17 protein-coding genes and 1 pseudogene are annotated in these 24,853 nt (G+C 69.8%); 9 read left to right on the top strand and 9 right to left on the bottom strand.

Annotated elements, in window-relative coordinates:
- Nucleotides 1-2 precede the first annotated feature (2 nt).
- From AC6CID_RS06310 to AC6CID_RS06330, 5 genes are read left to right on the top strand one after another with little or no spacing between them, the layout of a single operon-like run.
- Entirely contained in the window at nt 3-1,292 is a 1,290-nt protein-coding gene (locus tag AC6CID_RS06310) for an SWIM zinc finger family protein (RefSeq protein ID WP_498353702.1), read from the top strand.
- A complete protein-coding gene (locus AC6CID_RS06315) occupies nt 1,289-2,689 on the top strand; it encodes a DUF5691 domain-containing protein (RefSeq protein ID WP_217579694.1) in 1,401 nt (466 codons plus the stop codon). Before AC6CID_RS06310 ends, AC6CID_RS06315 begins: the two co-directional genes overlap by 4 nt.
- Before the next feature lie 47 nt (nt 2,690-2,736).
- A complete protein-coding gene (locus AC6CID_RS06320; protein ID WP_039585252.1) occupies nt 2,737-3,855 on the top strand; it encodes an ATP-binding protein in 1,119 nt (372 codons plus the stop codon).
- Nucleotides 3,852-6,053: a DUF5682 family protein gene (locus AC6CID_RS06325; RefSeq protein WP_498353703.1), complete on the top strand. Its 2,202-nt coding sequence runs from the start codon at nt 3,852-3,854 to the stop codon at nt 6,051-6,053. Before AC6CID_RS06320 ends, AC6CID_RS06325 begins: the two co-directional genes overlap by 4 nt.
- Entirely contained in the window at nt 6,050-7,207 is a 1,158-nt protein-coding gene (locus AC6CID_RS06330; RefSeq protein WP_064061504.1) for a VWA domain-containing protein, read from the top strand. The genes AC6CID_RS06325 and AC6CID_RS06330 overlap by 4 nt, the downstream gene beginning before the upstream one ends.
- 36 nt (nt 7,208-7,243) lie before the next feature.
- On the opposite strand, the gene AC6CID_RS06335 is transcribed toward AC6CID_RS06330, so the two are convergent.
- A complete protein-coding gene (locus tag AC6CID_RS06335) occupies nt 7,244-8,842 on the bottom strand; it encodes an MFS transporter (RefSeq protein ID WP_248846290.1) in 1,599 nt (532 codons plus the stop codon).
- A gap of 118 nt (nt 8,843-8,960) precedes the next feature.
- Between AC6CID_RS06335 and AC6CID_RS06340 the strand changes: the two genes are divergently transcribed.
- On the top strand, nt 8,961-9,956 hold the full coding sequence (locus AC6CID_RS06340; protein ID WP_064061506.1) for an iron-siderophore ABC transporter substrate-binding protein: 996 nt from the start codon (nt 8,961-8,963) through the stop codon (nt 9,954-9,956).
- A gap of 37 nt (nt 9,957-9,993) precedes the next feature.
- Here the strand turns inward: AC6CID_RS06340 and AC6CID_RS06345 are convergent, their stop codons facing one another.
- The 7 genes and pseudogenes from AC6CID_RS06345 to AC6CID_RS06375 all read right to left on the bottom strand — a co-directional run bounded on the left by AC6CID_RS06345 (nt 9,994) and on the right by AC6CID_RS06375 (nt 17,374).
- On the bottom strand, nt 9,994-10,740 hold the full coding sequence (locus tag AC6CID_RS06345; RefSeq protein ID WP_033097626.1) for a succinate dehydrogenase/fumarate reductase iron-sulfur subunit: 747 nt from the start codon (nt 10,738-10,740) through the stop codon (nt 9,994-9,996).
- Between the two features lies 1 nt (nt 10,741).
- Nucleotides 10,742-12,657 (bottom strand): annotated as a pseudogene (locus AC6CID_RS06350) (fumarate reductase/succinate dehydrogenase flavoprotein subunit).
- A 45-nt stretch (nt 12,658-12,702) separates the two neighbouring features.
- Nucleotides 12,703-13,539, bottom strand: coding sequence for a succinate dehydrogenase subunit SdhC (gene sdhC / locus AC6CID_RS06355; protein WP_006554103.1), 837 nt, complete (start codon nt 13,537-13,539; stop codon nt 12,703-12,705).
- The gene (locus tag AC6CID_RS06360; protein ID WP_064061508.1) at nt 13,536-13,823 is read right to left on the bottom strand and encodes an Rv0250c family protein; all 288 of its coding nucleotides are present in this window, start codon (nt 13,821-13,823) and stop codon (nt 13,536-13,538) included. Before AC6CID_RS06360 ends, sdhC begins: the two co-directional genes overlap by 4 nt.
- Before the next feature lie 104 nt (nt 13,824-13,927).
- Entirely contained in the window at nt 13,928-14,641 is a 714-nt protein-coding gene (gene bioD, locus AC6CID_RS06365) for a dethiobiotin synthase (protein WP_006554105.1), read from the bottom strand.
- A complete protein-coding gene (locus tag AC6CID_RS06370; protein WP_498353704.1) occupies nt 14,638-15,777 on the bottom strand; it encodes an 8-amino-7-oxononanoate synthase in 1,140 nt (379 codons plus the stop codon). Before AC6CID_RS06370 ends, bioD begins: the two co-directional genes overlap by 4 nt.
- Nucleotides 15,778-16,084: 307 nt before the next feature.
- The gene (locus AC6CID_RS06375; RefSeq protein ID WP_024101244.1) at nt 16,085-17,374 is read right to left on the bottom strand and encodes an adenosylmethionine--8-amino-7-oxononanoate transaminase; all 1,290 of its coding nucleotides are present in this window, start codon (nt 17,372-17,374) and stop codon (nt 16,085-16,087) included.
- A 149-nt stretch (nt 17,375-17,523) separates the two neighbouring features.
- On the opposite strand from AC6CID_RS06375, the gene AC6CID_RS06380 reads away from it, so the two are divergent.
- The 3 genes from AC6CID_RS06380 to treY are packed head-to-tail and all read left to right on the top strand — an operon-like array spanning nt 17,524 to nt 24,343.
- Nucleotides 17,524-19,608, top strand: a complete 2,085-nt coding sequence (locus tag AC6CID_RS06380) for an acyltransferase family protein (RefSeq protein ID WP_498353705.1) — start codon at nt 17,524-17,526, stop codon at nt 19,606-19,608.
- Nucleotides 19,609-19,655: 47 nt separating this feature from the next.
- On the top strand, nt 19,656-21,953 hold the full coding sequence (gene glgX / locus AC6CID_RS06385; protein WP_498353706.1) for a glycogen debranching protein GlgX: 2,298 nt from the start codon (nt 19,656-19,658) through the stop codon (nt 21,951-21,953).
- Nucleotides 21,950-24,343, top strand: a complete 2,394-nt coding sequence (gene treY, locus AC6CID_RS06390; protein WP_072740437.1) for a malto-oligosyltrehalose synthase — start codon at nt 21,950-21,952, stop codon at nt 24,341-24,343. The genes glgX and treY overlap by 4 nt, the downstream gene beginning before the upstream one ends.
- Here treY and AC6CID_RS06395 read toward each other — a convergent pair.
- Complete coding sequence (locus AC6CID_RS06395) at nt 24,340-24,852, bottom strand: hypothetical protein (RefSeq protein ID WP_064061512.1); 513 nt, start codon at nt 24,850-24,852, stop codon at nt 24,340-24,342. The genes treY and AC6CID_RS06395 overlap by 4 nt on opposite strands.
- Nucleotide 24,853: the final 1 nt, after the last annotated feature.

Genomic DNA, 24,853 nt, shown 5'->3' on the forward strand with positions numbered 1-24,853 from the left:
TCGTGACCGCCCCCTGGACCCTCCAGCAGATCAACGCCGTCGCGCCCGATCCGTCCTCGATGACGGCTGCGCGCGGCGTCGCCTCCGCATGGCTCGAGACCGGTCACGACACCACCGCCCTGTGGGGACTGTGCCGCGGACGCGGCACCACGCCGTACCGCACGGCGATCGACCCGAGCGCTCCCGCCTACACGTGCACGTGCCCGAGCCGGAAGCTGCCCTGCAAGCACGCCCTGTCACTGCTCGTGCGCTGGTCCGAGGGTGCCGTGCCGGCCGCGCAGGCGCCCGACTTCGTGACCGGATGGCTCGCCGCCCGCATCGCGTCCACCACACCTCCCGCACCGGCGGACGAGCCGGTCAAGGCGCCCGACCCTGCGACCGCCCGGCGTCGCGCCGAGCGGGTCGCGGCAGGACTCGACGACCTCGACCGCTGGCTCACCGACCGCATCCGGCACGGCCTCGGGGCGGTGGATCACGGCTACGACATCTACGAGGCGATCGCTGCCCGCATGGTGGATGCCCAGGCTCCCGGCGCGGCGTCGGCACTGCGCGCTCTGGCCGCCGTCGTGAACGACGAAACCGATTGGCCCGCCAGGCTGCTCGAAGAGTATGCGCGCCTGCACCTCATGGCCGTGGCGTACCGGCAGCGCGACGAGCTGCCGAGGCCGCTCCTGCGTGCGCTGCAGACCCATCTCGGTTTCGGCACCCGCAGCGAGGAGGTCCGCGCCGAACCGGCTGTGCGCGACCGCTGGCAGGTCCTCGCCGTGCGCGTCACCGAGGAGAGCCGGATGTTCACCCGCAAGACGTGGCTTCGGGGGAGGTCGAGCGGACGCTGGGCGATCCTGCTCGACTTCGCTCATGGCACAGCGCGTTTCGTCACGCCCCTCCCCTTCCCCGGTTCGCTGGTCGACGCCGATCTGCACTTCTACCCCGTCGCGGCCCCACTGCGAGCCGTACTCGGCCGGCAGCACGGGGAGACGGAGCCGTTCACGACCCTGCCCGCCACCGGACTCGACGCTGCGCTGGACGAGTACGCCCGCATGCGCGGAGCAGATCCGTGGTTGCGCACCTGGCCCGTCCTGCTCGACGCGGTCACTCCCACCGACAGCAAGGACGGCTGGTACGTCGTCGACCCGTCCGGACGGGCGCTGCCGCTGGCCGGTGACGACGACAGCCGCTGGCGGCTGCACGCCGTCGCGGGAGGCCGTCCCGTGACGGTCTGCGGCGACTGGGACGGAACCGCTCTCACTCCCGTCTCACTGTTCACCGGAGGACAGGTGATGACCTGGTGACCGCCTTGCCCGAATCGCTGACGGCCGCAGCACTTCTCGGAACGGCACGCTCCGCTCCGGAGTTCGGCGCGCTGCACACGGCCGGTGCCGCGGGCGAACTCACCGGAGACCCCGCCGCGACACTGCTCGCCGCTGCCGCCCTGGAGGCGACCTTCCTCACCGCCGCGACCGTGCCGGTGATCCGCGAGCTGCCGTCGCCGGCCCCGGACGACGACCGTCCCGTCCTGCCCGGCGCGGCTGCCGAACGCCTGCGCGCGCTGCTCGCCGTCCGCTCCCCGCTACTCGACGAATGGTTCGAGGTGGCGGCCCGGCTCCGCGCGTCGCACGACATCGTGGTCGACCTGTTGATCGTCGCGACCACCAATGCGGTGCACCGCGACCGGCTGATCGCTCTCACCGGCGCGCGCGGGCGCTGGGTGGCCGCGCGCCACCCGGAATGGGCCGATCTGCTGCCACCCGACCCGCTCGACGACACGCCCTGGCACGTCGGTCCGCCCGCCCGGCGACGCCGATGGTTCGAGGTGCTCCGCGCGCACGATCCGGCCGCGGCGACAGCCACGCTCGCGGCGTCATGGGGTGCGCAGACCGCCGCCCAGCGGGCCGAGCTCGTCGCCCTGCTCGCGGTCGGTCTCGGCCCGCACGACGAAGACCTGCTCGAGCGCGCCCTCGACGACCGTAGCCGCAAGGTTCGCGCCGTCGCGCTCGACCTTCTTCCCCGCCTCCCCGACTCCGCGTTCGCGCGACGCATGACCGAACGAGTGCGGCAATGGCTGCTCGTCGACGGCTCGACCGTCACCCTCGCCGTCCCCGAACGGCCGGACGAGAGCGCACTCCGCGACGGTCTCTCCGACGGTCCGGCCCGCGATCTGCTGGTGGCGGCAGTCGCGGCCGCTCCGCTGTCGGTGTGGCGCGAGCACGTCGGAGACGGGGTGCTGCCGGAGTTCGACGTCGACGACGCCCTCCGCACGGCACTGACGGACGCGTGGGGCCGCGCGGCGGTCCGGCAACGCGACAGCGGATGGGCCGCGGCGTTGCTGCGACGCGACGGCACCGGCGACACATCGGTCGCCCGGGTCGTACCTCGCGACATCCTGCTCACGCACCTGCGCGAGGCGTCGCCGCCCGCGGTTCTCGACGACGCGTTGCTCGCCGCGCTCCCGGCGCCGTGGCCGCGCGATGTCGCCGAGAAGGTGCTCACCGCGCTGTACACGAAGCTGACGACCACCCGTCTGGTGCGCGACGTCCTGACGCTGCTCGCCCACCGGGCACCGTTCGAGCTGGCCGATCTGCTGGCCGACGCCGCGAACCGCACCGACGATCTCGGTCGCCTGCACCTGTTCGCGAGCGCAGCCGACACCCTGACCCTCCGCAAGACGATCCACGAGGAGCTGAGTTGACCGACTTCGAGTCGACCCCTGCAGTTGTCGGCACCGACGAGGCCGCGATGCCCGAGACGGGCACGTCCGAGACCGCCGGGTCCGGCACCGACCTGCTGCGCCCACACGCCGAGCAGCAGTACGCGCACGAACTCGCGGCGCTCGCGCGACTCGACGACCGGCTGCGCCCGCCGTCGTGGCAACTGTCCCCGTGGGCGGTGGTGACCTATCTGCTCGGCGGCGAACTGCCCGACGGCACCGTGATCACCCCGAAGTACGTCGGTCCGCGCCGGTTGATCGAGGTTGCCGTGGCGACGCTGGCGACCGACCGGGCACTGTTGCTGCTCGGTGTGCCGGGTACCGCGAAGACCTGGGTGTCGGAGCATCTCGCCGCCGCGATCAGCGGTTCGTCGACCCGGCTCGTGCAGGGAACGGCGGGTACGACCGAGGAGTCGGTGCGGTACGGCTGGAACTACGCGCGGTTGCTCGCCGAAGGGCCGAGCGCCGACGCGCTGGTCGCCTCCCCGGTCATGACCGCGATGCGCGACGGCGCCGTGGCACGGATCGAGGAACTCACCCGCATCCCCGCTGACGTGCAGGATGCGCTGATCACCGTCCTGTCGGAGAAGACGCTTCCCGTCCCCGAACTCGGCATCGAGGTGCAGGCGACGAAGGGGTTCAACGTCATCGCCACCGCCAACGATCGCGACCGCGGGGTCAACGACCTGTCGTCCGCGCTGCGTCGACGGTTCAACACCGTCGTGTTGCCGTTGCCGGCGAGCGAGGAGGACGAGGTCGCGATCGTCACCCGCCGCGTCGAACAGCTCGGCACCGCACTCGAACTTCCCACCGTGCCTGCGGCCGCGGAGGAGATCCGCCGCGTCGTCACGGTGTTCCGGGAGTTGCGCAGCGGCGTCACCACCGACGGCCGGACCAAGCTGAAGTCCCCGTCGGGCACGCTGTCCACCGCCGAGGCGATCTCGGTGGTCACGGGCGGCCTGGCGTTGTCGGCGCACTTCGGTGACGGGGTGCTTCGGCCCTCCGACGTTGCGGCCGGAATCCTGGGGTCGGTGGTCAAGGACCCTGTCTCCGATCGGGTGGTCTGGAACGAATATCTCGAGGCCGTCGTCCGAGAACGCGGCGACTGGACCGACTTCTACCGGGCGTGCCGGGAGATCACCGGGTGACCGACGCTCTCTTCGACCGCGCGGATGCTCCCGCGGAGATCCGGGTCTTCGGGATCCGGCACCACGGGCCGGGTTCGGCGCGTGCGGTCCTGCAGGCACTCGCGGAGTTCGAACCCGACACCGTCCTCATCGAGGGTCCGTCGGACGCCGATCCGGTGCTCCCGCTCACCGTGGCCGACGACATGGTGCCGCCGGTAGCATTGCTGGCCTACGCACGCGACGAACCGGCGCGGGCGGCGTTCTGGCCGTTCGCGGCCTTCTCCCCCGAATGGCAGGCCCTGCGCTGGGCGTACCTGCACGATGCCGACGTGCGGTTCTGCGACCTTCCGGCGTCGATGTCGCTCGGCGCGGAGCGCGAGGTCGGCGACCGCGCGACCGACAACCTGCTCGGCATACTCGCCCGCGCCGGCGGATACTCCGACTTCGAGCAGTGGTGGGACGCGGTGGTAGAGCACGGCACCGCACAGGCCTTCGACGAGATCACGGACGCGATGCGCGCGCTGCGCGAGGACGTCGGGATCGACGACCACACCGCGCGACGCGAGGCGCACATGCGGCAGGTGCTGCGCGCGACGGTCAAGGCCGGGGCCCGCGCGATCGCCGTGGTGTGCGGAGCGATGCACGCACCCGCGCTGACCTGCCGGCTCGGACCGGCAGCGCCCGACGCGCGCCTGCTCAAGGGCATGCCCAAGGTCAAGACCACCCTCACGTGGGTGCCGTGGAGCCACTCCCGGTTGTCGCTGTCGTCGGGCTACGGCGCCGGCATCACCTCACCCGGCTGGTATCACCACCTGTTCACACAGCCCGCGGACACGACCGCACGCTGGTTCACCCGCGTGGCCCGTGTCCTGCGCGAGGAGGATCTGCCCGTCTCGAGCGCCCACGTCATCGAGGCGACACGTCTCGCCGACACGCTCGCGGCGTTGCGCGGTCGCGCGGTGGCCGGACTCGACGAGGTCGTCGAGGCGACGCGGTCGGTGCTGTGCGACGGCGACGACGTCCTGCTCGGTCTCGTCTCCCGCCGGCTCGTCGTCGGTGAGGCACTCGGTTCCGTCTCCGAGGACACCCCCACCGTCCCGCTCGACACCGACCTGCAGCGGAATGCGAAGTCGTTGCGTCTCAAGCGGTCCGCCGAAGCCAGGCATCTCGATCTGGACCTGCGCCGGGAGATCGACGTCGCCCGGTCGCGACTGCTGCACCGCCTGGCGCTGCTCGGTATCGACTGGGGTAGACCGGCGGAGAGCGAGGTGCGCTCGACCGGCACCTTCCGCGAGACCTGGACGCTGCGGTGGGAACCGGAGTTGTCGGTGGCGATCGTCGAGGCGTCGCGGTGGGGCACGACGGTGGAATCCGCAGCGGGCGCCACAGTGGCCGACCGTGCCACTCGTTCCGGGATCGCGCTCGCCGACCTCACCGAACTGCTCGAACGGGCGTTGCTCGCCGACCTGCGGACCACGATCCCGTCGCTGGTGACGGCGATCGACGCGGCGGCTGCACTCGATCACGATGTGCTGCACCTGATGAGCGCCCTGCCGACCCTCGTGCGCACCGTCCGTTACGGCGATGTGCGGGGCACCGATCTGTCCTCCCTGGAACATGTCTGCGACGCCCTGCTCGCGCGTGTGTGCGCCGGTCTCCCGGCGGCGGTCACCGGTCTCGACCACGACGCCGCCGATGCACTGCGCACCGCGATCGACGACGTGCATCTCGCTCTCGCGCTGCGTGAGGACCCGACCGCGACCGTCCGATGGCTCGACACACTGACGTCGGTGAGCGAGCGTGACGACATCGACGGTCTGCTCGTCGGCCGCACCACCCGGATGCTGCGCGACACCGGCCGACTCGGCGAGTACGAGGCGTCCGTGCGGGTCGCGCGAGCGTTGTCGGTGGGGTCATCGGCACCCGCGAAGGCGCGCTGGATCGACGGGTTCCTCGGCGGGGGCGGACTCCTGCTCGTCCACGACAGCGCACTGTTCGATCTCGTCGACGAGTGGATCAGCGGTCTCACCGACGACGATTTCGTCGACGTCCTGCCCGTCCTCCGGCGCACCTTCGGGTCGTTCGCCTTCGGTGAGCGACGCCTGCTCGGGCAGACGGTGCGGGGCGAACGCACCCGCCGCACGGAGGCACCGCCCGCCGTGGATCGCGGCCGGATCGCCCTGACCGCCACCGCGTCGATCCTGGGAGTGTCGGCATGACAACCGAATCCGGAGACACCGAACGTTTGCGCCGCTGGCGGCTCGCACTCGGCGAGGCCGCCGAGGACTCGACGGGCTCCCTGTCCTCGGCCGACGACAGCGCCATGGACGCCGCGCTCGCCGCGCTGTACGACACCGCGCCCGGCGACGGCACCGCACCGCGCACCGCAGGTCTCGGCGCGTCCGCGCCCCGGGTGGCGCGCTGGCTCGGCGACATCCGCACCTACTTCCCGACATCCGTCGTCCAGGTGATGCAGCGCGACGCGGTGGATCGGCTCGGGTTGACCCGGCTGCTCCTCGAACCCGAGATGCTCGAGGCCGTCGAACCGGACGTGCATCTCGTGGGCACGTTGCTGAGCCTGAACCGCGTGATGCCGGAGACCACCAAGGCGACGGCACGGACGGTCGTCGAGAAAGTCGTGCGCGAGATCGAGGCCCGCATCGCGCAGCACACCCGTGCCGCCGTCACGGGTGCGCTCGACCGGTCGTCGCGGACGTCGAACCCGAAACTCCGCGACATCGACTGGGATCGCACGATCCGCGCGAACCTGGCCCACTACCTGCCGGAGCATCGCACGGTGGTGCCCGAGAAGCTGGTGGGCTACGGGCGCCGCTCCCAGGCGGTGAAACGCGACGTGGTGCTCGCGGTGGACCAGTCCGGGTCGATGGCGTCGAGCGTGGTGTACGCGTCAGTGTTCGCGGCGGTCCTGGCGTCGATGCGGGCACTGCGCACCTCGTTGGTCGTCTTCGACACCGCGGTGGTGGACCTGACCGATAAGCTCGCCGACCCGGTGGACGTGCTGTTCGGCACCCAGCTCGGCGGCGGCACCGACATCAATCGGGCGATCGCCTACAGCAGGTCGCTGATCACGCGCCCGGCCGATTCGCTGTTCGTGCTCATCTCGGATCTGTACGAGGGCGGCATCCGCGCCGAGATGCTCTCGCGCATCCAGGAGATGCTCGCCGCGGGTGTGCAGGTCGTGGTGTTGCTGGCTCTGTCCGACGACGGGGCGCCGTCCTTCGACCGCGACAACGCGGCGGCACTCGCCGAACTCGGAGTTCCTGCCTTCGCGTGCACGCCCGACCGTTTCCCGGAACTGCTCGCCGTCGCGCTCGAGCGGGGTGACGTCGGACGCTGGTCGCAGTCGTTCTGACCGCCTGACCGACCCGGACTGCGTGAGGATCCGGGTTCAGTGGGCCGGTTTTTCCGACGAGTCGACCGCCGCGTCACCGTCCTCCTCGGCGTACCGTTCGAGCAGCGCGATCTCGGCCGAGCGTGAGGGGAACGCAAGGGCCACCAGCGCCGCTCCGACCAGCACGATCGCGATCGCGGCCGTGTAGGCGCGGGTGTCGCCGTCGAGGAAGGCCGACCGCGCGGCCTCGATGATCTGCTGCGCGTACTGCGGATAGTGCTCGGCGATCCCGACGGCACCCGCGAACGACTTCTCCAGTGCGGTCTCGGTCTGCTCGTCGACGGCCGTGGCCTGAGGACTCGCCGCGATCGTCGCGGCGAGGGAGGCCGAGTATCCGGCGGTGAGCAGGGCGCCGAGGATCGACTGGACGATCGCGCCACCGAGATCGCGTTGCAGATCGGCCGTGCCGGAGGCCATCCCGGCACGGGCGACCGGCACCGAGCCGGTGAGCGAATGCGAGGCCGGGGTACCGGCGAGACCGACACCGGCTCCGAGACACATGTATCCGAGGGCGATCACCCAGTAATGCGCGTCCTCGTCCCAGAGCATCAGTGCGACGACGAGTCCGGCCACGATCGCCACGTAACCGGACAGCAGCGTGAAACGGGAGCCGCGCGACCCGACGAGTTTCGCCGACTGCGGCGCCACCAGCACCATCACGAAAGCGGCGGGCAGCGCCGCCGATCCAGCTGCGAGAGTCGAGTAGCCGAGCACGTTCTGCAGGTACTGCTGACTGATGTACATCGTGCCCATCAGGGTGCCGAACACGATGATGCCCGCGACGGCCGCGACCCAGAACACGCGACGCCGGGCGACCCGCAGGTCGAACAGGGGGTTCGCCGCTCGCAGCTGGCGCATGACGAAGAGGATCACCGCGACGAGAGCGATCACGAGAGCGGACACCGCGATGGTCTCCATCCCGTCGACGGGCACGAAGTTGATGCCGAGGACGAGCGAGCCGACCAACACGATCGAGACCACACCGCCGAGATGATCGACCGGATCGGTCGATTCGTTGACGTGGCTGGGCACGAATATCCAGGTCAGGGCGAAAGCGATCAGCGCGAGCGGAATCGTCACCAGGAAAACCGAACCCCAGAAGAACTGTTCGAGCAGGGTGCCGGCGACGAGCGGGCCGAGCGCGGTCAGGCCACCACCGATCGACGACCACAACGCGATCGCGCGCGTGCGGGCTGCGCCCGACCACAGTGCAGTGATAAGGGCGAGAGTGGTGGGGAACGCCAGACCGGCGGAGAGACCGCCGAGCACCCGCGCCGCGAACAGCACCTCGGTGCTCGGCGCGAACCCGGCGACCGCCGAGGCGGGAACCGACAACGCCATGCCGAGCAGCAGCATCGTCTTGCGTCCGTAACGGTCGCCGACGGCACCGAGGTAGAGCACGGACGCGGCGAGACCGACGGAATAGCCGACTGCGACGAGGTTGAGCTGGGTCTGGCTCGCGTCGAACGCCTTCCCGATCTCGGGCAGTGCCACGTTCGCGACGGCGAGGTTCGAATTCGCCACGGCGGCGACGAGGATCAAGGAGGCCAGCACCGGTTTCGCCCGTGCCGGCCGACCGTCGTCAGGTCGGGTCACGGACACATAGTGCGCGCTCGAGCGGCTGCCCTGCGCGGTTTCCGGCGGGTTTTCACCTTCGGTCACCCCGCCGGGTTAGGATCGCCTCACTTGTTGTTCGACAGACTCGAGGCCCGTCATGACACGCCGATCCGCTGCGTTGCTCCGTTCCGCCGCTCTGTTCACGGCCACCGCGATCGTGCTGACCGCGTGCGGATCGTCCGACACGGAGTCCGACTCCGGTTCGGCACCGGCCGACGGCGCCTTCCCCGTCACGGTCGACACGAAGTTCGGGGAGGTCACCATCGAGTCCGCCCCCGAACGCGTCGCGGCTCTGGGCTGGGGCGACGCCGAAACTGCACTGGCACTCGGCGTTCAGCCGGTGGCGGCGAGTGACTGGCTCGCCTTCGGCGGCGACGGCGTGGGGCCGTGGGCGCAGGGGCTGTACGACTCGCCGCCGGAGCTCATCGGCACGATCGAGCCGTCCTTCGAGATGCTCGCGGCGCAGGAGCCCGATCTGATCCTCGACACCAAGAGTTCCGGTGAGCCGGCCCGCTACGAGACGCTGTCGGGGATCGCCCCGACCGTCGGCGGCCCGGAAGGCAGCGACGCCTACCTCACGTCGCTCGACGACCAGGTGGCCACCGTGGCAGCGGCGCTCGGTGTCCCGGACAAGGGTGCCGAACTGCTGTCGCAGATCGACGCGGATTTCGCGCAGGCCGCCGCCGACAATCCCGAGTTCGCGGGCAAGACCGTCACCGTCGCCTCCTACACGTCGGAGGGGTGGGGCGCCTACGTCGTCGGCGACTCGCGCGTCGACTTCATGACCGAGCTCGGCTTCGTGAACAATCCGCAGGTGCAGGCCGCGGCGACGGACGACTTCTTCATCACAGTCTCCGACGAGAACCTGGACATGCTCGACTCCGACCTGCTGATCGTGCTGCCGATCTACGTGCCGGCCGCCGAGGTGACCGACAATCCGGTCTTCCAGCAGATCCCGGCGGTGCGCGACGGCCGGTTCCTCGTGCTCGACAGCGATTCCCACATCTCCGCGGCGTTCTCGACGAACTCGGTGCTGTCGGTGCCGTTCGCGCTCGACGAGCTGGTTCCGCTGGTCGCCGAACGCGTGAACTGAGCCGGTCCCTGCGTCCGGCCCGGTCCCTGCTCCCTGCTCAGCGCCGGAACAGCTTGTTGCCGAGCCACACGATCGGGTCGTAGCGGCGGCCGGCGACGCGTTCCTTCATCGGGATCAGCGCGTTGTCGGTGATGTGGATGTTCTCCGGGCACACCTCGGTGCAGCACTTGGTGATGTTGCACATACCCAGGCCGTGCTCGTCCTGCGCGACGTCGCGCCGGTCGGCGACGTCGAGCGGGTGCATCTCGAGTTCCGCGATGCGCATGAGATAGCGGGGACCGGCGAAGACCTCCTTGTTCTCCTCGTGGTCGCGCACCACATGACAGACGTTCTGGCACAGATAGCATTCGATGCACTTGCGGAACTCCTGGGAGCGCTGCACGTCGACCTGCTGCATCCGGTACTCCCCCGGCGCCAGATCAGGAGGCGGCGCGAAAGCCGGTATCTCGCGTGCCTTGCGGTAGTTGAACGAGACATCGGTGACGAGATCTCGGATGATCGGGAAGGTGCGCATCGGGGTCACGGTGATCGTCGCGTCGGGATCGAACAGCGACATGCGGGTCATGCACGTCAGGCGCGGGCGACCGTCGACTTCCGCCGAACACGATCCGCACTTGCCCGCCTTGCAGTTCCAGCGCACGGCGAGATCCGGTGCCTGGGTGGCCTGCAGACGGTGCAGGATGTCGAGGACGACCTCCCCTTCGTTGACCTCGACGGTGTAGTCCCGCAGTTCCCCGCCGTCGGCGTCGCCCCGCCAGATCCTGAACGCCGCCTGGTGTCCCATCTCAACCCCTCCGTCCGGGATGATCCGCGAGTTCCTCGTCGGTGTAGTACTTCCCGAGTTCGTCGATGTCGAACAGCTCCAGCAGGTCGGGACGCATCGGTTGCTGCCGTTCGGCGGTGACCGTCACGGCGGGGACGAACGGGTCGCCGCCGTCCAGGCGACAGGCGAGCAGAGTGCGACGCCATTCGGAGTCCATCGACGGGTGGTCGTCGCGGGTATGTCCCCCGCGGCTCTCGGTGCGCTGCAACGCGGCCCGCGCGACGCACTCGCACACGAGGAGCATGTTCCGCAGGTCCAGGGCGAGATGCCAGCCCGGGTTGAACTGGCGGTGGCCCTCCACCGCGACGTTGCGGATCCGTGTGCGCAGGGTGTCGAGTTCGCGCAGGGCACGTTCGATCTCGTCCGCGCGCCGGATGATGCCCACGAGGTCCTGCATGACCTGCTGCAGGTCGGTGTGCAGGGTGTACGGGTTCTCGGCGCGATCGGTGTCGGCCGGATCGAAGGGCGAGAGCGCCGCACGGGCGGCGGCGTCGATGTCGGCGTCGCCGACGATCGGCCGCGAGGTGAGGCTCTGCACGTAGTCGGCGGCGCCGAGACCTGCCCGGCGACCGAAGACCAGCAGATCGGACAGCGAATTCCCGCCCAGCCGGTTCGATCCGTGCATGCCACCGGAACATTCCCCGGCGGCGAACAGCCCCGGGACTGCCGCAGCGGCGGTGTCGGGGTCGACCTCGATGCCGCCCATCACGTAGTGGCAGGTCGGGCCGACCTCCATGGCCTCGGCGGTGATGTCGACGTCGGCGAGTTCCTTGAACTGGTGATGCATCGACGGCAGGCGGCGCATGATCTCGTCGGCCGGCATCCGCGAGGCGATGTCGAGGAAGACTCCGCCGTGCGGAGTCCCCCGGCCGTCCTTGACCTCGGAGTTGATGGCGCGGGCGACCTCGTCGCGCGGGAGCAGGTCGGGCGTGCGGCGATTGTTCTCCTGGTCCTCGTACCAGCGGTCGGCCTCCTCCTCGGTCTCCGCGTACTGGCCTTTGAACACCGGCGGGATATAGGAGAACATGAACCGCTCCCCCTCGGAGTTCTTCAGCACTCCGCCGTCGCCTCGCACACCCTCGGTGACGAGGATGCCCTTCACGCTCGGCGGCCAGATCATCCCTGTCGGGTGGAACTGGACGAACTCCATGTTGATCAGGGTGGCGCCGGCACGCAGGGCGAGGGCGTGACCGTCGCCCGTGTACTCCCAGGAGTTCGACGTGACCTTCCACGACTTGCCGATACCACCGGTGGCGATGACGACCGCGGGCGCCTCGAACAACACGAAACGCCCGGTCTCGCGCCAGTATCCGAACGCACCGGCGATGCGTCCCTCGTCGTCCTTCAGCAGTTCGGTGATGGTGCATTCGGCGAAGACCCGCACCCGGGCCTCGTAGTCGCCGTGCTCGGCGTGGTCCGCCTGCTGCAGCGACACGATCTTCTGCTGCATCGTGCGGATGAGTTCGAGTCCGGTGCGGTCGCCGACGTGGGCGAGTCGCGGATAGGTGTGGCCGCCGAAGTTGCGCTGGCTGATCCGTCCGTCGGGGGTGCGGTCGAACAGCGCTCCGTAGGTCTCCAGCTCCCACACGCGGTCGGGGGCCTCGCGGGCGTGCAGTTCGGCCATCCGCCAGTTGTTGAGGAACTTGCCGCCGCGCATCGTGTCCTGGAAGTGCACCTGCCAGGAGTCGCGGGGTTGGCATTGCCCATCGCGGCGGCACATCCGCCCTCGGCCATCACGGTGTGGGCCTTTCCGAACAGCGACTTGCACACCACGGCGACGGAGAAGCCGCGTTGCCGCGCCTCGATCACCGCGCGTAGCCCGGCGCCGCCTGCTCCGATCACGACGACGTCGACCTTGTGCCGTTCGACATCCACCATCCGTGTTCCCCCTCCTCCGGTGCGGCCGGTGTCGTGCCGTGCGCGTCAGCCGATGAACCGCAGATCGGCGATGGTGTCGCTCGCCACGAGCATGATGTAGAAGTCCGTGAGGATCAGGGTTCCCAGCGTGATCCACGCGAACTGCATGTGCCTGGTGTTGAGTTTCGAGACGAACGTCCAGATCCGGTAGCGCACGGGGTGTTTCGAGAAGTGCCGCAGCCTGCCTCCGGTGACGTGCCGGCAAGAGTGGCATGACAACGTGTAGCCCCAGAGCAGCACGACGTTGATCAGCAGGATCAGGTTGCCGAGTCCGATGCCGAACCCGCTCGGACCGCGGAAGGACAGGACGACGTCGTAGGTGTTGATCAGCGACACCACGAAGCCGGCGTAGAAGAAGTAGCGGTGCGAGTTCTGCAGGATCAGCGGGAACCGCGTCTCCCCGGTGTAGTGCCGGTGCGGTTCGGCGACCGCACACGCGGGCGGCGACAACCAGAACGATCGGTAGTAGGCCTTGCGGTAGTAGTAGCAGGTCAGCCGGAAGCCGAGGAGGAACGGCAACGACAGGAAGGCGAGCGGGATCCACATCGGGAGTTCGCCGACCCACGTGCCGAAATGGCGGGCGCCGTCCACGCAGGACGCGCTCACGCACGGCGAATAGAACGGCGTGAGGTAGTGGTAGTCCTCGACGTAGTAGGCGCTGCGCACGAACGAACGGATCGTCGCGTACACCACGAACACACCGAGACCGAGGACGGTGAGTGCGGGTGTCTGCCACCAGCGGTCGGTCCGCAGCGTCCGCGCGGTGATCCGTGCGCGGCCCTCGGATCGGACGCCGGTGGCCGGCTCACCGCGAGCCGCCGGCGTCGCCTCGGAGGTGCTCACCGCGAGCCGTGCAGCCCGCCGAGACCTTCGTCGTCCGTATCCATTCCGCGGAACAACGAGTCGTCGTACGGCGTATCGGGAATCGGGATGCGTTGACCGAGGCTGTTGACGACCTCGCGCGGAGGATGTTCGGCGAAGTCGCGTATGTCGATGTCGAGACGTTCGACGTCGTTCGACAGCCTCTTCACCGGGGCTGCGTCCCCGTAGCGCGATCGTAGGGATCCGAGGCATTGGCGCAGGTGGGCGGCGGTGCGCTGAAGTTCCTGCAATTCGCTGATGGACATCCGTACCTCCGGGCCGAGCGGTCGACATGTCCCTTCCGTAGCGGGTATCGGCATGTCGCGCCGGCCGACACGATGGGAACAGGCCAGTTGCAATGTGGCATCCATCACAGTACAGCGGAAGATCCGCCCGCACGCCGTTTCGTCGGGAGCGGCAGATCCGACCACCGAGAGGCACGGGTGGCGAAGACGCGGGCGTCGAGAGCGCCGCTGCCGGCCGGGATCCTGCCCACGATGGGGACGCCGGTGACGTCGGGGAGGTCGTCGAGATTGCACTGCTCCGCCAGATCCGGTGCAGCAGGCCAGGATCCGACGATGACCCCCGGACATTCGATCCCCGCCGAGCGGAGCGCGGCCACGGTGAGCGCGGTGTGGTTGAGCGTGCCCAGTCCCGCGGCGGCGACGATCACCGCCGGCGCTCCGAGCGCGGCCGCGACGTCGGCGAGGGTGAAACCGCCCGCGCCGAGCCGGACGAGCAGACCTCCCGCCCCCTCGACCAGGGTGAGGTCGTACTCGGTGTCGAGAATCCGGACGGTGTCGACGATCTCCTCGAGGGTGAGCATCGGGCGTCCGCTGCGCCGCGCGGCGGTATCCGGTGCGAGCGGATCGGGATACCGCGCGAGTTCGACGAGCCGGACACGGTCCCCGGCCAGTCGCCGGATCTCCTGCAGGTCGCCCGGCCCGTCGTCCGTCACGCCCGTCTGGGCGGGTTTGCACACCGCGACCCGCAGTCCCGCGGCCACGGCGTTCGCGGCGAGTGCCGCGGTCGCGACGGTCTTGCCCACATCGGTCGACGTGCCGGTGACGACGAGGATGCTCACGCCCGGGCTCCCGCGAGGACGTCGGTGAGCACCTCGTCGACGAGGGCGCGTTCGTCGTCGGTGAGGTTCGCGCGTGCCGTCAGGCGCAGCCGCGAGGTACCGGCCGGAACCGAGGGCGGCCGGAAGCAGCCGACGTGCACGCCGCGGTCGCGGCACCGCGCCGCGGCGTCGGCGGCGACGCGCGGGTCGCCGAGGATCACCGACACCACGGCGGACGGCGGCGCCTCGACGCCCGTGAGACGAGCCAAGCGCCCGGCCTGCTCGAGCACGGCAGCGGCACGTGCGGGTTCGGCGCGCAGCACCTTCAGCGCACCCCGGGCGGCACCGACGGCGGCCGGGGCGAGTCCGGTGTCGAAGATGAAGGTGCGCGCGGTGTCCACGAGATGTTCCCGCACACGCCCGTCGGCGAGGACGGCTCCGCCCTGGGAGGCAAGGGATTTCGACAGCGTCGCGGTGACGACCACATCGGGCTCGCCGGCGAGGCCCACTTCGTGGACGAGTCCGCGGCCCCCCGCGCCGCGGACTCCTACCCCGTGGGCCTCGTCGACGAGGAGCAACGCGCCGTGCGCTCGGCAGACGCGATGCAGTTCCCGCAGCGGCGCGAGGTCGCCGTCGGTGCTGAACACCGAGTCGGTCAGGACGAGCGCGCGGGCCTCGGTGCGGGTCGCGAGGGCGTGCGCGACCGCGTCGACTTCGTTGTGCGGGGTGACGACGATCCTCGAGCGGGACAGCCGGCACGCATCGACGAGCGAGGCGTGACCACCGGCGTCGGAGACGATCAGTGCGTCCTTGCCACCGAGGGCGGCGACGGCACCGAGGTTCGCGGCGTATCCGCTCGAGAACACCAGGCCGCTGTCGGCCCCGACGAAGTCGGCGAGTTCGCGTTCGAGGAGTTCGTGTTCGGCGGTGGTGCCGGTGACCAGCCGCGATCCGGTGGCGCCGGCTCCCCATCGCCGCAGGGCAGCGGTCGCTCCCGCGAGGACCTCGGGATGGCGGGTCAGGCCGAGATAGTCGTTGGAGGCGAGGTCGACGACGGTCGTGCCGGGGGTTCGGACGACGGGGTCGCGGTGCAGGCCCGCTGCGCGTCGCGCCGCTGCGGTGTCGTCGAGCCACGCCAGGGCGGGATGTGCGGTCATGAGCGGTGACCATACTTGAACACCGTTCAAGTCGTCACGTCGGTCGGCTCGGGTCGTAGGCTCGGACGGTTCGGCAGACCCCGACGAACGGCATGGGAGGTGGTCGTCCACATCGAATCCCGGGACGGAACGACGATCGGATTCCGCAAGCTCGGGCAGGGTCCGGGTCTCGTCGTCGTGCACAGCAGCATCGCGACCGGGGACGAATGGTCGCGTATGGCATCCGCCCTGGCGGACCGCTTCACCGTCCATCTCGTGGACCGGCGCGATCGCGGGGTTCCTCACCGCCGTCCGCTGACCCCTTCGGTCACCGAGCATTCGCGCCGACGGCGGCGATCATCCCCGAGGTGATCGCCGCGAGATCGTCGGCCGAGCAGATGTAGGGCGGCATCGCGTAGACGAGATTGCGGAACGGCCGCAGCCAGACCCCGGCCGCCACGGCGGCGTCGGTCGTCGCGCGCATGTCCACCGGATCGGTGAGTTCGATCACGCCGATGCCTCCGAGGACGCGGACGTCCGCGACCCCCGGCAACTCGCGTGCCGGCGCGAGTCCCTCCGTCAGTCCCGCGTTCACCGCCGCCACCTCGGCCCGCCAGTCGCGGGAGAGCAGCAGTTCGACCGCCGCGACGGCGACGGCGCACGCGAGCGGGTTGCCCATGAAGGTCGGGCCGTGCATCACACCGCCACCCTCCCCCGCGCTGATCGCTTCGGCGACGGCCCGCGTGCACAATGTCGCCGCGAGGGTCATGTATCCGCCGGTGAGTGCCTTGCCCACGCACATCACGTCCGGGCTCACTTGCGCGTGGTCGGCGGCGAAGAGTTCGCCTGTGCGCCCGAAACCGGTCGCGATCTCGTCGAAGATCAGTACCAGTCCGTGTTCGTCGCACATCCTGCGCAGCTCGCGCAGATACCGCGGGTCGTGGAAGCGCATGCCGCCGGCGCCCTGGACGACCGGTTCGACCACGATCGCGGCGAGCTCGTCGACGTGCTCGAGCAGGATCGCCTCGAAGTGCGCGACGTAGTCAGGATCGAAACGGGCCGGTGGGGCGGGGGTGAAGACCTGCCGCGCGAGCATGTCGGTCCACAGTGCGTGCATGCCGCCCTCCGGATCGCACACGCTCATCGGGGCGAAGGTGTCGCCGTGGTAGCCGCCGCGCCAGGTGAGCAGGCGACGCCGTCCCGGCCTGCCGACGGCACGCTGGTACTGCACCGCCATCTTCACGGCCACCTCCACCGACACCGAGCCCGAGTCGGCGAGGAAGACGGTGTCGAGACCGGCGGGGGTGATGTCGACGAGCAGTTCCGCGAGCCGCGCGGCGGGTTCGTGGGTGAGGCCGCCGAACATCACGTGGCTCATCCGGTCGAGCTGATCGCGGACGGCCGCGTCGAGCACGGGATGCCCGTATCCGTGCACCGCGGCCCACCACGAACTCATGCCGTCGACCAGCTCACGACCGTCGGCGAGGACGATCCGGGTACCGTGGGCACGGTCGACCACCAACGATTCGGTGGTCGCCGGAAACGCGCCGTAGGGGTGCCAGAGGTGCCGAGCGTCGAGGGTGCGGATCCGCTCGACCGGGAGAGGAGAGTTGCCCACGCCCAAACTGTAGGCGGTTGGAGGTCGCCGCCCGCAGCCGCGTAGTCTGCCCGAGTTGCCGTGAACGACGCTCACGGCAATCGGCCGGTGCGTTCGTCGCCCGGTTCGCAGTACAGCCGAACACGTAAGACACCGGGGGTATCCGTCACATGTCCGTCCACACCTCGGGACCGGAACTCGAGAGTGGCGCGCGGACAGCAGGCAGGCGCCCCGCGCGTCGTGCCGACATCGACGGATTGCGCGGTCTCGCGATCGCGCTCGTGGTGATCTTCCACGTCTGGTTCGGTCGCGTCTCCGGTGGTGTCGACGTCTTCCTGGCGCTCTCCGGCTTCTTCTTCGTGGGCACGCTCCTGAGGACCGCCGACTCCTCGGCCCCGCTCGATCCGCGTCCCGTCCTGCGGCGGATCGGCCGGCGTCTGCTGCCTCCGCTCGTCGTTGTGCTCACCGCTGTCGCGGCCGCCACGGTGGTGCTGCGGCCGTTCACGCAGTGGCTCGAGGTGGCCGACCAGACCGGGGCGTCGCTGCTGTTCTTCCAGAACTGGTATCTCGCCCGCACGGCGAGCGACTATCTGGCCGCGGATCCGATGGTCAGCCCGCTCCAGCACCTGTGGTCGATCGCCGTGCAGGGCCAGTTCTACATCGCGGCGCTCGTGGTGGTGTTCGGCTTCGCGTGGCTGTTGCGGCGGATGTCGGTGCCTGTCCGCCTGCCCCTGACGGTGCTGCTGGCCGCCCTCACCGCGGCGTCGCTGGCGTACGCGGTGCTCGCCGACCGGCCGCAGTCGTGGATGTACTACGACAGCGCCGCCCGTGCCTGGGAGCTGACTCTCGGCGGACTGCTGATGTGCCTGTCGCCGTGGCTGCGGGTTCCGCGCGCGCTGCGGATCGTGCTCGGTGCGCTCGGACTCGCGGTGCTGCTCGCGTGCGGCTTCGTCCTCGACGGCAACTCCCTCTTCCCCGGGCCGTGGGCGCTCGTCCCCGTCGGTGCGGCCATGGCGCTCGTCGTCGCGGGTATCCGCTCCGGCTCCGACTCCGAGCACGACACGCCGTCGGCGCGACTGCTGGCATCCGCGCCCATGGTGCGCCTCGGGGCGATCGCCTACGCGCTGTACCTGTGGCACTGGCCGATCCTCATCGGTTACCTGATCGTGCTCGGGCACCCGTCGGTCGGCCTGGTGGGCGGGCTCATCGTGATCGCCCTGTCGCTGTTGCTCGCCGAGGCGTCGACCCGGTGGTTCGAGGACCCCATCCGCCGCGTCGAACCCCCTCGGCCGTCCCGCACCGCGCTCGTGGGTCTCGTGACGGTCCTGGCCGTCACCCTCGTCGGGGCCGCGAACCTCTGGCACACCCACGTCGACCGTTCGACGGAGGCCCTCGAGGGCGTCGCCGCCCTGCCGACGGAGCTGTACCCCGGCGCTGCGGTGTTCGATCCCGCCGTCTCCACCGAGCCGCAACCGGTGCAACCGCCGCTGCTCGTCGCCCATCGCGACCTGCCTCCCGCGACGCTCGACAACTGCATCGCCCAGCACACCAATCGCGCACCGTTGACCTGTACCTACGGCGACCCGCTCGCGACCCGCCGCATGGTGATCGTCGGGGGGTCGCACTCGGAGCACTGGCTCGCTGCGCTCGACGCGCTCGGCATCGAACACGGTTTCCGCCTCGACACCTATCTCAAGGTCGGGTGTCCGCTCTCCGATCCCCTCGCCCCGCTCGTCGAGGAGTCCCCGACGGTCGAGTGCGACACATGGTCGACCGCCGTGCTCGCCGAACTGCGCGCGGATCCGCCCGACTACGTGTTCACCACGTCGACGCGCACCAAGGACCAAGGCGAAGGGCCGGGCGACTTCGTTCCGTTCTGGTACGTCGATCTGTGGGAGACGCTCGCCGACTACGGCATCCCGGTGGTGGCGATCCGCGACAACCCGTGGCTGTTCCGCGGCGATCTCGCCTATCGGGCCGCCGACTGCCTTGCGGGGGGCGGCACCGCGGAGACGTGCGGGGTGCCGCGCGAGGAGGCGCTGGACCCGATCGACCCGGCCGTCGCCGCATCCGCGCACCTGCCCACCGTGTCGCTGCTCGACCTGTCCGACAAGTTCTGCCGGCAGGATCTGTGCCGGGCGGTGGAGGGAAACATCCTCATCTATCGTGACGAGAACCACCTCACCACGACCTACGTCCGGACGCTGACGCCCGAGCTCGGCCGACAACTCGGTCCCGCCACCGGCTGGTGGTGACGCGCTCACCCGGTGCCGGGACCGCCGGAAGACTACTGTTGGCGGGCATGGAGACCACCGAAGCGAGCGCCAGCGACGAGATGCCCGAGCCCCTGGAAGTGTGGCCGGGATCCCCTTATCCCCTCGGCGCGACCTACGACGGGGCGGGCACGAACTTTGCACTGTTCTCCGAGATCGCCGAGAAGGTCGAGCTGTGCCTGATCTCCCGTGACGGGACCGAGACCCGCATCCCGCTCGAGGAGGTGGACGGTTACGTCTGGCACGCCTACCTTCCGACGGTCTCCCCCGGCCAGCGTTACGGCTACCGCGTGCACGGTCCGTTCGATCCGGAGAACGGTCACCGGTGCGATCCGAGCAAGCTGCTCCTCGACCCGTACGGGAAGGCGTTCGACGGGTCGTTCGACGGCGACCCGTCGCTGTTCTCGTACCCGCTGCCCGGTGCCGAGCCCGTGGCCGACAGCGCCTCGGACGAGAGCACGGACGACACCGAGGACACCGACACCGAGGACACCGACACCGGCGACGCCGTGTCCACCGACGACGCCGAGCCCGAGGCGATCGCGACGGGGCAGACCTCCGACGCCGCCGCAGAGCTTCCCGGCCTGGATTCGCTGGGCCACACCATGACGACCGTGGTGATCAACCCGTTCTTCGATTGGGCGACGGATCGTCATCCCCGCCGCCCCTACAACGAGACGGTCATCTACGAGGCCCACGTCAAAGGCATGACGGCCACGCATCCGGACGTCCCCGAACACATGCGGGGCACCTACGCCGGTCTCGCGCACCCGGCGATCATCGACCATCTCCTCGATCTCGGCGTCACCGCGATCGAACTGATGCCCGTGCACCAGTTCATGCACGACCAGGTGCTGCTCGACCAGGGGCTGCGGAACTACTGGGGGTACAACACCTTCGGGTTCTTCGCGCCGCACGCCGAGTACTCGTCGTCGACCAAGCCGAGCGCCGTGGTCGCCGAGTTCAAGGCGATGGTGCGGGCCTTCCACGAGGCGGGCATCGAGGTGATCCTCGACGTGGTCTACAACCACACCGCCGAGGGGAACCATCTCGGTCCCACCATCTGCTTCCGCGGCATCGACAACGCCGCCTACTACCGCCTCGTCGACGACGACAAGGCCTACTACATGGACTACACGGGAACGGGCAACAGCCTCAACGCCCGTCACCCGCACACCCTGCAGCTGATCATGGACTCGCTGCGCTACTGGGTGACCGAGATGCACGTCGACGGCTTCCGGTTCGATCTCGCGTCGACCCTGGCGCGCGAGCTGCACGACGTCGACCGGCTGTCGGCCTTCTTCGATCTCGTCCAGCAGGATCCGGTGGTCTCGCAGGTCAAGCTCATCGCCGAGCCGTGGGATATCGGTGAGGGCGGTTACCAGGTGGGCAACTTCCCCGGTCAGTGGACGGAGTGGAACGGCAAGTACCGCGACACGGTCCGCGACTACTGGCGCGGCGAACCGGCCACCCTCGGCGAGTTCGCGTCGCGCCTGACCGGCTCGTCGGATCTGTACGAGGACACCGGCCGCCGTCCCGGCGCGTCGGTCAACTTCGTCACCGCCCACGACGGGTTCACCCTCGCGGATCTGGTGTCGTACAACGAGAAACACAATGATGCCAACGGCGAGGACAATCGCGACGGTGAGTCGCACAACCGGTCGTGGAACTGCGGTGTGGAAGGCCCCACGGACGATCCCGAGGTCCTCGCGCTGCGCGGGCGCCAGCAGCGCAACATGCTCGCGACGCTGATCCTGTCGCAGGGCACGCCGATGCTCGCCCACGGCGACGAGTTCGGTCGCACCCAGCAGGGCAACAACAACGTGTACTGCCAGGACAACGAACTCTCGTGGGTGGACTGGTCGCTCGCCGAGTCCAACGCCGACCTGGTCGCGTTCACCCGCAACGTGATCGCGCTGCGCACCGACCACCCTGTCTTCCGTCGTCGCAGGTTCTTCGAGGGCCGGCCCATCCGCAGCGGTGATCAGTCCCGCGACATCGCGTGGCGCACACCGGCCGGCGACGAGATGATGCCCGAGGACTGGGACAGCGGTTTCGGCAAGTCGCTCGCGGTCTTCCTCAACGGCGAGGGCATCCCCGAACCCGATCAGCGGGGGCAGCGCGTCGTCGACGACTCGTTCCTGATGTGCTTCAACGCCCATCACGAACCGATCGAGTTCGTCACCCCCGACGGCCCGCACGCCGAGGAATGGACGGTCGCGCTCGACACCGACGTTCCCGACGGTCTGCGCGAGGAGACGGTCGTCGCCGGTAAGCCGATCCGGGTGCAGGCACGCTCGGTTCTGGTGCTCCGGAAGACCCGGTGACCACCGGCGGTACGGAGTCGGCAGGTGTGAACGGCGCCGGCGCGGGCAATACTGCGCCGGTGTTGTCCACCTACCGACTCCAGATGCGCGGCGACGAGTGCACCTTCGCCGACGCCGTCGCCCTGCTCGACTACCTCGACGCCCTGGGTGTCTCGCACGTCTACCTCTCCCCCGTCCTCAGCGCGACGATCGGGTCCACCCACGGATACGACGTGGTCGATCCCGGCACGGTCTCCGAGTCGCTCGGGGGACGCGAGGGTCTGGAACGGTTGTCGCGGGAGGCACGCGCACGGGGCATGGGGCTGGTCGTCGACATCGTCCCCAACCATGTCGGGGTGGCCGACCCACGTCAGAACGCGTGGTGGTGGGACGTCCTGAAGCACGGCTCCGGATCGCGCTACGCGTCGTTCTTCGATCTCGACCTCGCTGGTGACAACGGTGTGGACGGTCGGATCGCTCTGCCGGTGCTCGGATCGGACGACGCGGTGCAGGAGCTGACCGTCGACCGCTCCGGCGACGAGCCGATGCTCGCCTACTACGACAAGCGATTCCCGATCGCTCCCGGGACCGACGAGGGCACCGGTGAGGAGGTCCACGCGCGGCAGGCCTACCGGCTCGTGGCGTGGAACTCGGGGTTGATCGGATACCGCCGCTTCTTCACCGTCGACGATCTCGCCGCGGTGCGGGTGGAGGATCCCGCGGTGTTCGACGCGACGCACGAGCAGGTCGCGTCGTGGATCGCCGACGATCTGGTCGACGGGATCCGCGTCGACCATCCGGACGGTCTCGCCGATCCGTCCGGTTATCTCGCGCGCCTGCGCGAGGTGATCGGCCCCGAGCGGTGGCTCGTGATCGAGAAGATCCTCGGCGATGCCGAACCGCTGGATGCGACGCTGCCGGTGGACGGCACCACCGGCTACGACGCACTCGGCGAACTGTCGACGGTATTCGTCGATCCGTCCGGCGAGTCGGAGCTGAACGCCCTGTCGCGCAGGTTCACCGGCGCCGAAGGCGACGCGCCGTGGCTGCACGCCCGCGAACACGACCTCAAACGATCGGTGCTCGGCAGCGGGCTCGCGCCGGAGGTGCGCCGCCTCGTGCGGGCGATCCGACGCGAGACCGGCGACACCGGCTGCGACGACGCGGCGCTGCGCGAGGCCGTGATGGCAGTCGCCGCACAGCTTCCCGTCTACCGCGCCGACTACGCGCCGCTCGCAACCCTGGTGCCGCGCATCGTCGGCGACCTCGCGCGGACGCAACCCGCGCTCGATCCTGCGCTCGCGGTGTTCGCCCGGGCGATGGCCCTCGGCGGTGAGGCCGCGTCCCGCTTCGGCCAGGTGTGCGGTGCCGCGACGGCCAAGGCGGTCGAGGACTGCCTGTTCTATCGGGCGGCGCGGCTGATCTCGCTGCAGGAGGTGGGCGGGCAACCCGGCCGTTTCTCGGCCACCCCGGCCGAGTTCCACCTCGCGTGGACCCAGCGGGCACGGCACTGGCCGCGGGCGATGACCACCCTGTCGACCCACGACACCAAACGCAGCGAGGACGTCCGGGCGCGGATCGGTGTGCTCTCGCAGGTCGCCGACGTGTGGTCCCGTCGGCTCGGGCAGTGGAACGAGTCGGCGCCCGCACCGGATCCGGCGATCGGACTGTTCCTGTGGCAGACCCTGTTCGGAGTCTGGCCGCTCGACGGAGTGGTGACCGACGAACTGCGCGAACGGGTACATGCCTACGCGCAGAAGGCGCTGCGCGAGAACGGAACCCGCACCACGTGGACCGAGGTCGACGAGGAATTCGAGACCGCGGTGGGCAGCTGGCTGGACGCGGTGATCGACGGACCGGTCGCGGGTGAGCTCACCGCTTTCGTGACCGAGGTCGAACCGCACGTCGCGGCCGTCTCGTGCGGCCAGAAACTGTTGCAACTGCTCGGCCCCGGCGTCCCCGACGTCTATCAGGGCACCGAACTGTGGGACGACTCGCTCGTCGATCCGGACAACCGGCGGCCGGTGGAGTTCGACGTCCGACGGCGGCTGCTCGACGCCCCTGATTCGGCGCCGGCGAAGTTCACGATCGTGCGCACCGCGCTCCGGTTGCGCCGCGAACGACCGGCGAGCTTCGTCGGTGGCGCGTACGTTCCGGTCCTCGCCACCGGCCCGGCCGCCGAGCACCTGCTCGCGTTCGGCCGCGGTCCGGCGTCGGACGACCTCGATGTCCTCGCGGTGGCTTCCCGCCGCACCGTGGCGCTGTCGCGTTCGGGGTGGAAGGACACGACCGTCGACCTGCCGGACGGCGATTGGTCGGATGCCTTGACCGGACGCTCCTTCACCGGTCGGGTGCGGGTGGCCGATCTGCTCGACTCCCAGCCGGTCGCAGCACTCGTCCGCGCGCGTTAGTCCTCGAGCGCGTCGAGCGCTTCCTCCGCGTCGAGCCGGCGCTGGGTGCGTCGCCGACTCCAGGCGAGAACCAGTCCTGCGAGGACGATGGCGACCGCCGCGCCGACGACGCGCCCCGCCCAGGTCGCGGCGTCGTTCTCGAAAGGATGGCTCTCGTAACGCAGGCGGAGGAAGATGCCGGCGACGCCGACGAGATAGAGCGCGGCGGCGGCGGCACTGCGGGGTCGCCACAGTTTCGCGGTGGCGTACAGGTCGACGTCGCGTTGCCGCGCGTACAACTGGGTCACGATCGACACGACGAACCAGGCCACGAGGATGCCCAGTGCCGTCCACGCCCCGGGCCGGCCGGCGAGCCACGGGAGCAGCGCCGCCGCCACCAGCGCGATCCACAGGGACAACTGGAATCCCACCGCCGATGCTTCGTTCCAGACGTCTCGCTGACGTTCGTCGCGGTAGAATTCGTCGTCCAGATCGCCGATGAAGCGCGCGGTTCTCACGAAGACCGTCATG

This window comes from Rhodococcus sp. GQ147 (assembly GCF_059759155.1).